The organism is Sanguibacter sp. TS_SC_8 (assembly GCF_055361235.1).
Genome location: NZ_CM143955.1, coordinates 3,752,442 through 3,766,970, shown reverse-complemented (window position 1 = coordinate 3,766,970; position 14,529 = coordinate 3,752,442). Strand labels below are relative to the sequence as shown.

The window sequence follows — 14,529 nt, the reverse complement described above, 5'->3', positions numbered from 1 at the left end:
CCAATCGATCGGGGCGGTCAATGGGTGCTCTCGGTGACGAGCCGAGGGCGCTTTCGGAGTCGTCACGTCCGTGATCCTAGATGGCCGGTGCACTGCGCGAGGCGGCTATGTCGGCCGGGGCCTCAGGCGACGCCGTGCGGCGCGCCGAAGACGGTGCGCACGCCCGGGGAGAACAGGACGGAGTCGGGCGGGGAGCCCACGACGGTGGGGAACCCGGCGGCCGCGACGAGGGAGTCGTCGAGGTGGACCAGGCGTGCGTGGTGCAGCGGCCACGGCTCGTGGGAGTTGGGGACGTAGAGGGTGCGACCCAGGTGGCGGGTGTGCAGTCCCCAGCGCGCGGTGAGGAAGTCCATGAGCGGGTCCGGCTCGGCGATCCGCGCGCCGGGCTCGACGACGATCCGCCCACCCGCCCCGCGCGGACCGGGCAAGCGCCGGGCCGAGGTGTACGTGATCTGCGTGGTGGCCCGCTCGATGCGCATGTGCGCCCACGTGTACGGCAGCCCGAACCCCAGCCGGGCCGCGAGCACTACGGCGAGCCGCGAGGCGTCGAGGGAGCGGAAGACGACGCCGCGGCGCCCATTCGCGTCGACGGAGTAGAGACGCACGTTCGTCTCCGCGAAGGTGCCCAGCCACGGGACCGCCGGCCCGCGCCCCACCGCGGCGCCGGCCAGACGGAACGGGATGAGACCGACGTACGCCGCGCCGTCGTGCAGGTCCGGCCGGGTGCCGTGGGGGAGCAGCGGCGCGACGTGGCCCGGGTCCACCCGCCAGTGCAGAAAGGTGAGGTCCTCCCAGCGCTGGGACATGATCTGCGGGCCTGGCAGGGTGGGCGCGGACGGCGAGATCGGGTCTGAGGGCACGGACCCAGTATCGGTCCCGAGGGCGCCGTCGTGCCCGAGGTGCCCCCCGAGCCCGCGGCCCTCCACGACCCGTCTCACCTGATGTACAGATCCGATCCGTGGGCTGAGACATTGTACCGTCGTCTTCCGCGGTGCCGCTCGGGGTCCCTGACCTGCCGCAGAGCGCGAGATCACGACGAAAGTGAGCCTTGCGACCTACGTGGGCCCGGGTTCATGGCGGTACGCTGCATCGGTGCCTGTTGGCACCACCGTCCCAGAACGGGCTGCGAGAGCAGCACATGGATGAAGGAGAACGCCTGATGGAAGGCCAGCTCGCGCCAGTATTCGAACAGGTGCTCCGCCGCAACCCCGGCGAGGTCGAGTTCCACCAGGCAGTCCGCGAGGTGTTCGAGTCGCTGGCGCCGGTGCTTGCGAAGAACCCGCAGTACGCCGACGCCGCCGTGCTCGAGCGCATCTGCGAGCCTGAGCGCCAGATCATCTTCCGGGTGCCGTGGGTCGACGACCACAACCGCGTGCAGATCAACCGTGGTTTCCGGGTCGAGTTCAACTCCGCCCTCGGCCCGTACAAGGGCGGCCTGCGCTTCCACCCATCGGTGTACCTCGGGATCGTCAAGTTCCTCGGGTTCGAGCAGATCTTCAAGAACTCCCTGACCGGCATGCCCATCGGCGGCGGCAAGGGCGGCTCCGACTTCGACCCGCGCGGCAAGTCCGACGGCGAGGTCATGCGCTTCTGCCAGTCCTTCATGACCGAGCTCTACCGCCACATCGGTGAGTACACCGACGTCCCCGCCGGCGACATCGGCGTCGGCGGCCGCGAGATCGGCTACCTCTTCGGCCAGTACAAGCGAATCACCAACCGCTACGAGTCCGGTGTCCTCACCGGCAAGGGCCTGACCTGGGGCGGGTCGCTCGTGCGCACCGAGGCCACCGGGTACGGCACGGTCATGTTCGCCCGCGAGATGCTCAAGACCCGCGGTCAGGACTTCGACGGCCAGCGCGTCGTCGTCTCCGGCTCCGGCAACGTCGCCATCTACGCGATCCAGAAGGCACAGGAGCTCGGCGCGAACGTCGTCGCCTTCTCCGACTCCTCCGGCTATATCGTCGACGAGGCCGGCATCGACCTCGACCTGCTGCGCGAGATCAAAGAGGTCGAGCGCGGCCGCGCGAGCGACTACGAGGCCCGCCGCGGGTCCGCGAAGTTCGTCTCGGGCGGGTCCATCTGGGACGTGCCGGCCACGGTCGCGCTGCCCTGCGCCACGCAGAACGAGCTCGACCTGACCGCCGCCAAGACACTGCTCAACAACGGCGTCCTCGCCGTCGCGGAGGGCGCCAACATGCCCACCACGCCCGACGCCGTCGCCGCCTTCCAGGACGCGGGCGTGCTCTTCGCCCCGGGCAAGGCAGCCAACGCCGGTGGCGTGGCCACCTCCGCGCTGGAGATGCAGCAGAACGCCAGCCGCGACGTGTGGACCTTCGAGGACACCGCGGCCCGCCTGCAGCGCATCATGACCGGGATCCACGACAACTGCGCCGAGACCGCCGAGGTGTACGGCCAGCCGGGCAACTACGTGGCCGGTGCGAACATCGCCGGTTTCACCAAGGTCGCGGACGCGATGATCGCCCTGGGTGTGATCTGAGTTCACCACCCGCTGTACCCGAGCCGAAAGGCTTCCCGCCAGGGCCGATCCCCACACGGATCGGCCCTGTCGCGCTCCAGGGCGGGCCGGACTCGTGAACCGCTCGCCGAGCTCGTGAGCCGCTCGCCGAGCTCGTGAGCGAGCCCGGTCCGCTCGCCCGTTCGGCCCGCGGCTCACGAGTTCGGCGACGCACTCACGAGTTCGGCGAGACGGCGCCCGGGACGGCAGGTGACCGGGAACGCGGCCCCCGTCTGCCGAAGGGCGCTGTGCGTCGTAGAGTCGGAACGTGCCTTCACGTCATCTCCGACTCGACCTCCCCGCGGCTACGGTTCCGGAACGCGTCCGCATCGCCTTCGAGCGGCTGCGCGCCCAGATGGACATCCCGCTGGACTTCCCCGACACGGTTCTCGCCGAGGCGGAACGCTACGCCTCCGGCGCCGCGGGAGAGCAGGCCCCGCGGACCCGCAAGACACCTCGCCAGAAGTCCCACGGGCAAGTCCCGGCCGCAGCCGAGGATGCCGACCTGGATCCCGACCTCCTGGACCCCCCGATCCCGGTCCTCGGCATCGACTTCGTGACCATCGACCCGCCCGGGTCGATGGACCTCGACCAGGCCCTGCACATCGAGCGGGTGCCCTCCGGCGGGTACCTCGTCCGGTACGCGATCGCCGACGTCGCGCACTTCGTCCAGCCCGGCGGCGAGATCGACCGCGAGGCCATCGCCCGCGGCATGACCCTCTACGCCCCGGACGGCCGCACGCCGCTGCACCCCCCGGTGCTCTCCGAAGGAGCCGCGAGCCTGCTCCCCGGGGTGGACCGCCGTGCCGCGGTGTGGCGCATCGTGCTCGACGAGCGCGGCGACATCCTCGACGTCGACGTGCGCCGCGCGCGGATCTGCTCGGCCGCGCGCCTCACCTACGACGAGGTCCAGTCCGCCATCGACGACGAGTCCGCGAGCGAGCTCCTCCAGCTGCTGCGCGAGGTCGGCGAGCTGCGTCAGGGTCTCGAGCGGGAGCGCGGTGGCGTCTCGCTCAACGTCCCCGAGCAGAACGTCACCCTGCACGAGGACGGCAGCTACGGCCTGGAGTTCCGCTCCGTCCTGCCCGCCGAGGGCTGGAACGCGCAGATCTCGCTGCTCACCGGAATCGCGGCCGCGCGGGTCATGCGCGAGGGGGGTATCGGGATCTTCCGCACGCTCCCTGCGAGCGACCAGCGCGACGTCGACCGGCTCCGCCGCACCGCCCGCGCCCTCGCCATCACCTGGCCGGCCACACAGTCCTACGGTGACCTGCTCGCCGAGCTCGACTCGAGCGTCCCTCAGCACGCGGCGTTCTTCAACGAGGCGACGTCGCTGTTCCGCGGTGCGGGCTACCTGACCTTCGAGGGCGAAATACCGGCCGCGTCCGAGCACGCCGCGATCGCCTCCGAGTATGCCCACGTCACGGCTCCGCTGCGGCGTCTGGTCGACCGGTACGGCACAGAGATCTGCCTCGCGCTGTGCGCCGGGAAAGACGTGCCGGACTGGGTCCGCGCCGCCTTCCCCGACCTGCCCAAGGCGATGTCCCGCTCCGGCCAGCGGGCCTCGTCCTTCGAGCGAGCCTCGGTCGACATCGTCGAGGCCGCCCTGCTCACCGGCGCGGTCGGTGAGGTCTTCGAAGGGGTGATCGTCGACCTGGACTCCAAGGACCCTCGCAAGGGGATCGTCGTCGTCGACTCTCCGGCGGTCCGCGGCTCGGTCGTCTCGGCGAACGGCACGCTCCCGCTCGGGGAGGCCGTCCAGGTGCGCCTCGCCGAGGTCTCCATCGAAGACCGCGTCGTGCGCTTCGCCTACGGGGAGTAGCCCCATGGCTGTCCGACGACGCACCGACCCGGCCGCCGGCAGGGTCGCCATCTCCGCGTGGCGCTCCGGCGCCAACGACCGGCCCACCGTGACCACTGCCGTGCGGTTCACCCTCGAAGAGATCGCCGACGTCGCCCCCGGGCACTCGGTCGAGGTGCGGGTCCCGCCGTGGGGGGCCGTCCAGTGCGTCGAGGGCCCGCGGCACACCCGCGGCACCCCCCCGAACGTCGTGGAGACCGACCCGCAGACCTGGCTCGAGCTCGTCACGGGCGCTGCGAGCTGGGCCGACGCGGTGGCCGACGGCCGCGTGAGCGCCTCCGGGGAGCGGTCCGACATCTCCGACCTGCTGCCCCTCCAGGCCACCCGCACCCGGACCTGACCCACCCGTCGGCCCCGCCCACCACCCCGCCCACCAGCCCCACCGGACCCACCCGGCCCAACCCACCGGGCGTACGGGGCGTGCTCTTGACTCCGGGACGTGCCGTCAACCGCACGCCCGGTAGTCAAGAGCACGCCCTGTGTGGACGGACGGCGCGGCGCCTGGACCGCGCGGATGTTACCGCTTGGTAACACTTCTGCTCCGAACGTGCGGAGCCGGGTGCAGGCCGATAACGTGCGATGAGTTCAAGGGGATGTGCCCTGGTTGATACCACCCGTTCACATGCGCACTGTGTGATGAAGTCTGCAGGTCAAAGGAGATCTGCGAGGACCGCTCACCCGCGCTCGGCGTCGTACTGCAGAAGGAGCAAGCGTGTTCACAAGTCATCACCGAAACGTCGCGTCTCGGAGGGTGGTGGCTGTGGCCACCGCCCTCTCTGGCGCTCTGATCTTTGGCCCCGTGCTCTCCGCGACGGCCGCCGGTCCGGTCCCCGCAGCAGCGGCGGTCCCCACCTCGATCGAGGGCACGGGGGTCGTCATCAACGAGGCCTACCTCTCGGGAGGGAGCGCGAACGCGGTCTACGCGACCAAGTTCGTCGAGCTCTACAACCCCGGCACCGCGCCCGTCGACCTGTCCGGGTGGTCTCTGCAGTACCGGTCGGCGACCGGGACGGGCTCCTCGAGCAGCACCGCGCCCCTGACCGGGACGATCGCCGCTGGTGGCTACTACCTCGTCTCCGGCGGGTCGAACGGGGCCAACGGCGCCGCACTGCCGGCGGCGGACCTCGCTGCTCCCGGGCTCAACACCTCCGGGACGACGGGCACGCTCGCCCTGGTCGCCGCACCGGCCGCGATCACGCTGCCGACCGGTTCGGTCGTGGGTGACGCCCGGGTCGTCGACCTGCTCGGCTACGGGGCCTCGAACACCTTCGAGACGACCGTCGCCCGGGCGCCCTCCGCGAACAACGTGCCGCAGTCGGTCAACCGCACCGGCTTCGCCGACACCGACAACAACGCCGCTGACTTCACGCTCTCGGCCACGGTCACGCCGCAGGCGGCGAGCACCGATCCCGGCCCGGACCCCACGACGGATCCGACGACGGACCCCACGACCGACCCCACCACCGATCCGACGACGGACCCCACCACGGACCCAACGACCGACCCCACCCGCACCCCCATCGCGGACATCCAGGGCGACACCGATGTCAGCCCGCTCGCCGGGACGACCGTCACCACGCGAGGGATCGTCACCGCGACCTACCCGACCGGGGGCTACAACGGCCTCTACATCCAGACCCCGGGCACCGGGGGAGACCTCGACCCGGCCACCCACACCCGCTCCGACGGGATCTTCGTCTACTCCGCGGCCGCCGCGGCCGCGCTCACCGTCGGCCAGCACGTCGAGGTCACCGGGACGGTGAGCGAGTACTTCACGCTCACCCAGATCACCCCGACCGCCTACACGGTCCTCGACGAGCCCGCCGAGGTCGCCAAGCCCGCGAACGTCGCCTACCCGGCCGACCCGGCCGCGCGCGAGGCCCTCGAGGGCATGCTCGTCCAGCCTGCCGGTGAGTTCGTCGTCGCCGACAACTACTCCACCAACTACTACGGGTCCTTCCTCCTGGCCGCCGGGACGACGGCGTTCGCCCAGCCGACCGACGTCGGACGCCCGGGCAGCCCCGAGGCCGCCGCGGTCGCCGACGACGTCGTCGCCCGCTCGGTCGTCCTTGACGACGGCGCGACGACGAACTTCAACTCCACCGCCAACAAGTCCAAGCCGCTGCCCTACCTCACCGGAGGTGCGCCGGCCCGGGTCGGTGCGCCGGTCACGTTCACCCAGCCGGTGATCCTCGACTACCGCTTCAGCGCCTGGACCTTCCAGCCCACGACCGAGCTGACGCCCGCGAACGCGCCGGCCGTCCAGCCGGTGACCTTCGCCGACACCCGCACGACGGCGCCCGAGGACGTGGGCGGCGACGTCCGCCTGGCGACCTTCAACGTGCTCAACTACTTCACCACGACCGGCGACCAGCTCACCGGCTGCACCTTCTACACCGACCGCGCCGGGAACAAGATCACCGTGAACAGCGGCTGTGACGCCCGCGGCGCGGCGACGGCCGAGAGCCTGCACCGCCAGGAGGTGAAGATCGTCGCCGCGATCAACGCCCTCGACGCCGACGTCGTCTCCCTCGAGGAGATCGAGAACTCCGCAGCCTTCGGCAAGGACCGCGACTCCGCGCTGACCTCCCTGGTCACCGCGCTGAACGCGGCGGCCGGCGCGCCGGTCTGGTCCGTCGTGGCCTCACCGGCCACCGTCCCCGCGGACGAGGACGTCATCCGGACCGCGTTCATCTACCGCAGCGCTGCCGTGACCACGGCGGGGGAGTCGACCATCCTCGACGACCCAGCCTTTGACAACGCCCGCGACCCGCTCGCCCAGACCTTCGTCCCGGTGGGCGGCGACACCTCGCAGGCCTTCACCGTGATCGCCAACCACTTCAAGTCCAAGGGCTCGGGCACCGGCGCGGACGCCGACACCGGTGACGGGCAGGGGGCCTCCAACGCGAGCCGCGTGAACCAGGCCACCGCGCTCGTCGCCTTCGCCGACACCGTCAAGGCCGCCGCAGGCACCGACAAGGTCTTCCTCGTCGGCGACTTCAACTCCTACACCCAGGAGGACCCGCTCGTCGTCCTCGCCGACGCCGGCTACACGAACCTCGGTGCAGGCACCGGTGAGCACACCTACCTCTTCGGCGCCCGGGTCGGGTCCCTCGACCACGTCTTCGGGTCTCCGGCCGCCACGGCCGCGGTCTCCGGCGTCGACATCTGGAACATCAACTCGGTCGAGCCGCTGGCCAACGAGTACAGCCGGTACAACTACAACGCCTCGATCCTCTACGACGAGTCCCCGTTCCGGTCCAGCGACCACGACCCGATCGTCGTCGGGATCAACACCGTCGCTGAGCCCGTCACCCTCAACCTGCTCGGCATCAACGACTTCCACGGGCGCATCGACGCCAACACGGTGGCCTTCGCCGGGACGGTCGAGCAGCTGCGCTCGACCAACCCCGACGGCACCGCCTTCCTGTCCGTCGGCGACAACATCGGCGCCTCGCTCTTCGCCTCCGCCTCCCAGGACGACGTGCCGACCATGGACGTCCTCAACGCCCTCGACCTGGCCGCCTCGGCCGTGGGCAACCACGAGTTCGACCGCGGCTTCGCCGACCTCACCGGCCGGGTGAGCGACGCCTCCGACTGGGAGTACCTCGGGGCGAACGTCTACCTCAAGGGCACGGACGACCCCGCGCTGAGCGAGTACGTGGTGCTTGACGTCGACGGCGTCCGGGTCGGCGTGATCGGCGCAGTCACCGAGGAGACGCCGGCGCTCGTCACGCCGTCGGGCATCTCCGACCTGGACTTCGGCGACCCGGTCGCCGCGATCAACCGGGTGGCCACCCAGCTCGGCGACGGCGACGAGAGCAACGGCGAGGCCGACGTCATCGTCGCCCTCGTCCACGAGGGCGCCGGCTCCGGCACCCCCGAGGGCGCCACGATCGAGGAGGAGATCGCCACCGGCGACGCCTTCGCCCGCATCGTGACCGACACCGACCCCACGGTCGATGCCATCTTCACCGGGCACACCCACAAGCAGTACGCGTGGGAGGCCCCGATCACCGGCACCGAGCGCACCCGCCCGGTCATCCAGACCGGCTCTTACGGCGAACGGATCGGCCAGATCACGCTGACCCTCGACCCGGCGACGCTCGACGTGACCGACTACACGGTCGCCAACGTCGCGCGCACCACGACCCCGGCGGCCGACCTGGTCGCGACCTACCCCCGGGTGGCCGAGGTCAAGACGATCGTCGACACGGCGATCGCCGACGCCGCTGTCATCGGCAACCAGCCGGTCGGCTCGGTCACCGCCGACATCACGACGGCCTTCGTCAACGGGGCGCGGGACGACCGCGCCTCGGAGTCCACCCTGGGCAACCTCGTCGCGACGTCCTTGCGTGACACCCTGGCCACGCCCGAGCGCGGCGGTGCGCAGATCGGCATCGTCAACCCCGGTGGCCTGCGCGCCGACCTGCGCTACGGGGAGGACGGCGTGATCACCTACGCCGAGGCCAACGCGGTCCTGCCGTTCGTCAACAACCTCTGGTCCGTGTCGCTCACCGGTGCCCAGCTCACCACGATCCTCGAGCAGCAGTGGCAGCCCGCGGGCAGCAGCCGGGCGTTCCTCAACCTGGGGCTCTCCGACAACGTCACCTACACCTCCACCGCGACGAACGCCCCGGGGGAGCGGATCACGTCGGTCACCATCGACGGCGTGGCCCTCGACCCGGCCGCCAGCTACCGGGTGGCGACGTTCTCCTTCCTGGCGACCGGCGGGGACAACTTCACCGGGTTCACCGAGGGCACCGACGCACGTGACTCGGGTCTGATCGACCGCGACGCGTGGATCTCCTACCTGCAGACCCACCCGGGCCTCAGCCCCGACTTCGCCCGCCGTGGGGTGCAGACCGGGGCCCGGCCCGGCGCGGTCGACCCCGGCGCCGTCGTGTCGCTCGACGTCGCCAAGCTCGACCTCACGTCCCTCGGGTCCCCGGCCAACACCTCGGTGGCGGCCTACCTCGTGCCGGCCGGCACGGACCTCGACCCGGCGGCCACCCCGCTGGCGACCGCAACGGTGACCGCAGGGGCGGCGACGGTTGCCGTCACCGTCCCGGCCGGGACCGCCGCGGGCGGCTACAGCCTGCACCTGGTGGCGACGCCGTCGGGCACGACGGTCGTGGTTCCGGTGACGGTCAACGCCGTCGTCCCCCCGGCCACGATCTCCATGACCTCCGACGCCTTCTCCTTCTGTCTGCTGGGGCGTTCGCAGGTCGTCGTGTACGCGACGAACCGCGAACGGACCACCGTGTCCATCACGATGACCACGCCGTTGGGCAAGCAGACCTTCGCCAAGGTCCGTCCGGGGCAGACCGTCGTCGCGAGCTTCGGCAAGTGGGGTGCGCTGCCGGCGGGCACCGCGACCGTGGTGGCCACCGGGACGGTCGGCGAGCAGCCGGCCACCACCACCCAGCAGCACACCTACAAGGCCACCCGAGGAGGGTTCTTCTCCTGATCTCGGCCTCCGCCGAAGTGGCTGGCTGACGAGATGATTCCGGTCGGGTCCTGATCCAGGGCCCGGCCGGAACCATGTCTGCCCACCCCGGACCTGCCTGCTACTGTTCGGCGAAAAGCACCGGCGGGGGGATGCATGAAACTGTCTCGAGGCGCGAACGCGCTGCTCACAGGCTCAACCCTGGCGGTCACCGTCGACGGCGCACGCCACGGCGTGGTGGACCTCATGGCCTTCCAGATGTCGGAGTCCGCCCGTGTGCGCAGCGACCCCGACTTCATCTTCTTCAACCAGCCTGTCTCGCCCGAGGGCGCTTTGCGCCTCACGGCTCCTGACGCCCTCGCGATCGACCTCGACGCGGTGCCGGCCGACGTCGTCATGCTCACCGTCGCGGTGGCCCTCGACGACTCCGTCACCGGGTCGTTGGCCGACATCGACGGGCTCGAGGTGCGCTCCACCACGGCGTCGGGGACGGTCGTGTGCACGCCGTCTGGCCTGACGACGGAGCGCGCCGTCGTGCTCCTGGAGATCTACCGGCGCCAGGGTGCGTGGAAGATCCGCAACGTGAGCGCGGGCTGGGACGGCGGCCTCGCCGACCTGGTCCGCGAGCACGGGGTGAGCGTCGACGAGGACGGGCCGGCAGCGCCGCCGGTCGTGGCGGGAGGACCCGTACCGCCCGCGGCTCCCAGCACGCTGTCCTTCGAGAAGCGGGAGCGGCTCAGCCTCCGCAAGGAGACGGTCCGCAAGGTCCTCCTGACCAAGGGCGCTGCGCAGGTCCGGGCCCGGGTCGTGCTCGTGATCGACAAGACCGGCTCGATGCGGGCCCAGTACGCGGGCGGCGTGGTGCACCGGGTGGTCGAGCGGATGGTTCCCGTCGCCCTCCAGCTCGATGACGACGGCATGCTCGAGACGTATCTCTACGCGGAGTCCTTCGCCCGGCTGCCCGACCTCGGCGTGGAGAACCTCGAGACCTGGCCCGAGACCTATCTGCATCAGCGCGGTACGCACGCGGGCATCGACTACGCGTCGATCGGTGGTGCGAACAACGAGCTCCCGATCCTCACCGAGGTCATGTCCAGCCTCACCCGCGGGGCAGCGATGCCCACACTCGTGCTGTTCTTCACCGACGGTGGCTTCTCCCGGCGCCGGGCCATCACCGAACTCATCCGCCGCGCGTCGCACCTGCCCGCGTTCTGGCAGTTCGTGGGCATCGGCCGCGCCAACTATGGTTTGCTCACCGAGCTGGACGACCTCGACGGTCGCCTCGTCGACAACGTCGGCTTCTTCGAGCTCGACGACATCGACTCTGTCCCCGACGCCGACCTCTACACCCGTCTGCTCAACGAGTTCCCCAGTTGGGTCTCCACCGCCCGCGCGGCCGGGGTGCTCGGTCACCCGTGATCCCGAACACGTCCGGCGTCGCGCGAGGGGCCTGTCGGCCCGCTCACGATTCAGACAGTCCCCAGGGCCGGCCGATAGGATCGTCCGGTGAGCACCACACCCCCTCCCTCCTCAGCGCCTGACGACTCGACGCCCCACGACGCCGTGCCCGCGAGCTCCGTGCCCGACGACGCACCCTCCTCGGAGCAGATCGACGAGATCGCCGAGCACGCGGTCCCGGCGACGATCCGGCGGGCGCCGAAGTACTCGTCCTTCTTCTGGATGGGCGCCCTCGTCGGGATCGTCGTGGGTGTGTGGTTCGGCCTGTGGGTCTCGGACGACGGCATGGTCAACCGGTGGATCTACGTCACCGTGACCACCTTGGGCGTGACCATGGTGACGGTCCTGCTCGCCGGCCTCGCGGCCGTCTGGGCCGACCGCCGCAGCGTCCGCGCCCCGCGCTGACCCCATCCACCCGTCATCCCAGGTGGGCGCGGCGACGCGTCCGGCCCGTGGTGACAGACCGTCCGCATTCTGGCGCCCACCCGCGACTGTGGGACACTTGAGCCGTGGCCCCCCGTGGAGATGGACTTCTTAACCACGACCTCATGCCCGGCGAAAAAGGACCTCAGGACGCTTGCGGCGTCTTCGGTGTCTGGGCGCCCGGCGAAGAGGTCGCCAAGCTCGCCTACTTCGGTCTGTACTCGCTACAGCACCGTGGACAGGAATCGGCAGGTATCGCCACCAGCAATGGTGAGCAGATCCTTGTCTACAAGGACATGGGACTCGTCTCCCAGGTGTTCGACGAGACCGCGCTCAACGCCCTCACCGGGCACATCGCGATCGGTCACTGCCGGTACTCGACGACCGGCGGGGTGACCTGGGAGAACGCACAGCCCACCCTCGGCGCGACGTCGTCGGGCACGGTCGCCCTCGGGCACAACGGCAACCTCGTCAACAGCGCCGAGCTCGTCGACCTCGTGGCCGAGCGCTACGGCGCCCAGCGCCGCGGCGAGCTGGCCCGCGGGAACACCACCGACACCGCCCTGGTGACGGCGCTCTTCGCCGGCGACGACCACCACACGCTCGAGCAGACCGCGCTCGAGGTGCTCCCACGCCTGCGCGGTGCCTTCTCGCTCGTCTTCATGGACGAGAAGACCCTCTACGCCGCGCGCGACCCGCAGGGCGTCCGCCCGCTCGTGCTCGGCCGCCTCGAGCGCGGCTGGGTCGTGGCGAGCGAGACCCCGGCCCTGGACATCGTGGGTGCGAGCTTCGTCCGCGAGATCGAGCCGGGCGAGCTCATCGCGATCGACGACGACGGCCTGCGGTCGATGAAGTTCGCCAAGCCCGAGCGCGCCGGCTGCGTCTTCGAGTACGTGTACCTGGCCCGCCCGGACACCACCATCAACGGTCGCTCGGTGCACTCCGCGCGGGTGGAGATGGGCCGCGAGCTCGCCCGCCAGCACCCCGTCGAGGCCGACCTCGTCATCCCCGTCCCCGAGTCCGGCACACCGGCCGCGGTTGGGTACGCCCAGGAGTCGGGCATCCCCTTCGGCCAGGGACTCATGAAGAACGCCTACGTCGGGCGTACCTTCATCCAGCCGTCGGACACCCTGCGCCAGCTCGGCATCCGGCTCAAGCTCAACCCGCTCCGTGAGGTCATCAAGGGCAAGCGCCTGGTGGTCGTGGACGACTCGATCGTGCGCGGCAACACCCAGCGTGCGCTCATCCGGATGCTCCGGGAGGCCGGCGCCGCCGAGATCCACGTCCGGATCAGCTCCCCGCCGGTGAAGTGGCCGTGCTTCTACGGCATCGACTTCGCCAGCCGCGCCGAGCTCATCGCGAACGGCCTGGGACCCGACGAGGTCGGCAAGTCGCTCGGGGCCGACACCCTCGGATACATCTCCGAGGAAGGCATGATCGCCGCGACGGAGCAGCCCGCCTCACAGCTGTGCAGCGCGTGCTTCACCGGCCGCTACCCGATCGAGCTGCCCGACGCCGAGCACCTGGGCAAGAACTTCCTCGAGCAGGCCGAGCTCCCGCTCGGTGCCCCGGAGGACGGCCTGCGGAGCCTGACCGTCTCCACGGGTGGCTCCACCGCCCTGGCGCACCCCTGACCTGGTCGCGCGTCCCCCCGCCCATCCACAGAACGTCTGCGCTGGTGAACCGCACGAGCGCCACACCTTGGGAGTCATCTCGTGTCTGAAGGCCTCACCTACGCAGCCGCCGGCGTCGACACCGCCGCGGGCGACCGCGCCGTCGAGCTCATGAAGTCCGCGGTGGCACGCACCCACGGACCGAACGTGGTCGGCGGGTTCGGCGGGTTCGCCGGGCTCTTCGACGTGAGCATGCTCAAGAGCTACGAGCGTCCGCTGCTCGCCTCGTCGACGGACGGCGTCGGCACCAAGGTCGCGATCGCCCAGGCGCTCGACATCCACGACACCATCGGGTTCGACCTCGTCGGCATGGTCGTCGACGACATCGTCGTGTGCGGCGCCGAGCCGCTCGTCATGACCGACTACATCGCGACCGGCAAGGTCGTCCCCGAGCGCATCGCCGACATCGTCCGCGGGATCGCCGCGGCCTGCGAGGTCGCCGGGACCGCGCTGGTCGGCGGCGAGACCGCCGAGCACCCCGGCCTGCTCAAGGCGGACGAGTACGACGTCGCCGGTGCGGCCGTCGGCGTTGTCGAGGCCTCCGCGCTGCTCGGCCCGGAGAAGGTGCGCGAGGGCGACGTCGTCATCGCGATGGCGTCCTCGGGCCTGCACTCCAACGGTTACTCCCTGGTCCGGGCGGTCATCAGCCACGCCGGGTGGACCCTGGAGCGGGAGGTCGCGGAGTTCTCCCGGACTCTCGGTGAGGAGCTCCTCGAGCCGACCCGCGTCTACGCCAGCGACTGCCTCGCCCTCGCCCGTGACGAGGCGTGCCAGGTGCACGCGTACTCCCACGTCACCGGCGGCGGCCTCGCGGCGAACCTCGCCCGTGTGCTCCCGACCGGGCTGAGCGCCTCGGTCGACCGTGGCAGCTGGGCTGTCCCGGCCGTGTTCGACGTGGTGCGCGGCCTCGGTCAGGTGCCGTGGAGCGACCTGGAGAACACGCTCAACCTCGGCGTCGGCATGGTCGCCGTGGTCGGTGCCGAGGGCGCCGACGCCGCGCTGGCCAAGCTCGCCTCGCTCGGTCTGCCCGCCTGGGTGCTCGGAACCGTCACCGCCGACGACGGCGCGACGGGCCCGGACACCACGCGCGGGTCCAAGGGCGTGGACGGCGGCGCGGTCCGGCTGACGGGCACCTACCGGGTCTGACAGG

9 protein-coding genes are annotated in these 14,529 nt (G+C 70.9%); 8 read left to right on the top strand and 1 reads right to left on the bottom strand.

Features of this window, described 5'->3' with window-relative positions; translation table 11 throughout:
* Window positions 1–122 precede the first annotated feature (122 nt).
* Window positions 123–860: a YqjF family protein gene (locus ACWA15_RS16910; protein ID WP_464056697.1), complete on the bottom strand. Its 738-nt coding sequence runs from the start codon at window positions 858–860 to the stop codon at window positions 123–125.
* Window positions 861–1,159: 299 nt separating this feature from the next.
* Here ACWA15_RS16910 and gdhA point away from each other — a divergent pair, with 299 nt between their 5' ends.
* From gdhA to purM, 8 genes are all read left to right on the top strand, one after another.
* Window positions 1,160–2,497: an NADP-specific glutamate dehydrogenase gene (gene gdhA / locus ACWA15_RS16905; protein WP_464056695.1), complete on the top strand. Its 1,338-nt coding sequence runs from the start codon at window positions 1,160–1,162 to the stop codon at window positions 2,495–2,497.
* Window positions 2,498–2,783: 286 nt separating this feature from the next.
* Complete coding sequence (locus ACWA15_RS16900; protein WP_464056694.1) at window positions 2,784–4,337, top strand: RNB domain-containing ribonuclease; 1,554 nt, start codon at window positions 2,784–2,786, stop codon at window positions 4,335–4,337.
* A gap of 4 nt (window positions 4,338–4,341) precedes the next feature.
* Window positions 4,342–4,716: a sterol carrier family protein gene (locus ACWA15_RS16895; RefSeq protein WP_464056692.1), complete on the top strand. Its 375-nt coding sequence runs from the start codon at window positions 4,342–4,344 to the stop codon at window positions 4,714–4,716.
* 459 nt (window positions 4,717–5,175) lie between these two features.
* Window positions 5,176–9,846, top strand: coding sequence for an ExeM/NucH family extracellular endonuclease (locus ACWA15_RS16890; RefSeq protein WP_464056691.1), 4,671 nt, complete (start codon window positions 5,176–5,178; stop codon window positions 9,844–9,846).
* 135 nt (window positions 9,847–9,981) lie between these two features.
* Entirely contained in the window at window positions 9,982–11,244 is a 1,263-nt protein-coding gene (locus tag ACWA15_RS16885) for a vWA domain-containing protein (protein WP_464056689.1), read from the top strand.
* An 87-nt stretch (window positions 11,245–11,331) separates the two neighbouring features.
* Window positions 11,332–11,688 carry a hypothetical protein gene (locus tag ACWA15_RS16880; protein WP_464056688.1) on the top strand — a complete coding sequence of 119 codons (357 nt, stop codon included), beginning with the start codon at window positions 11,332–11,334 and terminating at the stop codon, window positions 11,686–11,688.
* Window positions 11,689–11,792: 104 nt separating this feature from the next.
* Window positions 11,793–13,340: an amidophosphoribosyltransferase gene (gene purF, locus ACWA15_RS16875; protein ID WP_464056686.1), complete on the top strand. Its 1,548-nt coding sequence runs from the start codon at window positions 11,793–11,795 to the stop codon at window positions 13,338–13,340.
* An 81-nt stretch (window positions 13,341–13,421) separates the two neighbouring features.
* Entirely contained in the window at window positions 13,422–14,525 is a 1,104-nt protein-coding gene (gene purM / locus ACWA15_RS16870) for a phosphoribosylformylglycinamidine cyclo-ligase (protein ID WP_464056685.1), read from the top strand.
* Window positions 14,526–14,529: the final 4 nt, after the last annotated feature.